At 39.6% G+C, this 1394-nt stretch carries 1 protein-coding gene; it reads left to right on the top strand.

Going from position 1 to position 1394, the window contains the following annotated elements:
- The coding region (locus F6K49_RS49300; protein ID WP_293110059.1) for a CHAT domain-containing protein at positions 1-1126 on the top strand (1126 nt) is incomplete at its 5' end.
- Positions 1127-1394 lie beyond the last annotated feature (268 nt).

Here is a 1394-nt window from a genome sequence, read left to right as displayed (position 1 = left end):
CTTCAATCCTAAAGCTCAACCGGGTCAGCGCCTTGGTAAGCCTCACTACGCAGCTTACATACTTCATCCTCAAGGAAAACCTCAAGCAATCGACTTAGGAGAAGCAGAATCTATTGATAAAGAGGTAAAGAAGTTTCGTAAATATCTGCGTAACCAAGTTCCCGTTACACAACTCACATTATCAGCTAAAAAGCTAGACGAGTTAGTAATGAAACGTGTCCGTCAGCTTTTGGGAGATACCAATAACATCCTGCTCTCTCCCGATGCTACCCTCAATTTAGTTCCCTTTGAAGCGTTAGTAGATGAAAATGACCAATATTTAGTAGAAAACTACAACTTTACCTATCTCACTTCAGGACGAGACTTACTAAGACTACAAATTAAGTATCCTAGCCAACAACCACCACTGGTACTAGCCGATCCCCTATACAAGAAACCAGGGGAAGAGGATATTTCACAGCTTTTTTCAGAGTTGTCATTTCCGCCTTTAGAAGGCACAATCAAGGAAGCTCAGGCTATTCAGGAACTATTAGATATACCAAACGAGCGAGTTAAAACTAAAAAGCAAGCCACAGAAAAAGCCCTTAAACAAGTAAAAAGTCCCAGCTTCCTTCATATTGCTACTCACGGATTCTTTTTAGATCCCAAAGAATCCCCGTTAGGTGAAACCAATGTTTTTGACAATCCTCTCCTACGTTCGGGATTAGTTTTTGCTGGTGTTGAACCCCGTCAGAGTGGCGGTGATGATCGAATAATGACTGCCTATGAAACAACACTACTCAATTTACTGGGAACAAAATTAGTAGTGTTGTCTGCCTGTGATACAGCTGTAGGCGACATTACCAGTGGAGAAGGAATATATGGTTTGCGTCGAGCTTTAGTAATAGCAGGTAGTGAAAGCCAAGTAATTAGCCTCTGGAAAGTCAGCGATACAGCCACTAAAGACTTGATGGTAGGTTACTACAAAAATCTAAAAGCAGGTCAAGGAAGAAGCCAAGCATTACATGAAATTCAGCGACAAATGTTACAAGGTGAACTAAAAGGTGAGGATGGGAGGCTTTACGATCATCCTTACTATTGGGCGAGTTTCATTCCTTCTGGGGATTGGACTCCGATGGAATTTTAACTCTCTAGGTAATTTAATCTACCTTAGATAAAATTGATTTTATCTAAGGTAGATATAGCATTTGAATTTGAGATGTAAAACTAGGATTGATGATCAAAGGTAACTTCGGATCAGTTTTCAACGTTATATCTACCCTTGTCGAATCACAAAAATTAACTTAAAATTTAAATCCTAATAAATTCCAAGAATTTAGGAGCCAGATAAATAGCCATGCTGCTAGCATACTCAAAAAATAATACCCTCGTCTGATCCAAGACCAGTTTTTGTC

Source organism: Moorena sp. SIO3I6 (genome assembly GCF_010672095.1).
The sequence above is the reverse complement of the archived record's forward strand: the minus strand, read 5'-3'. Positions and strand labels throughout refer to the sequence as shown.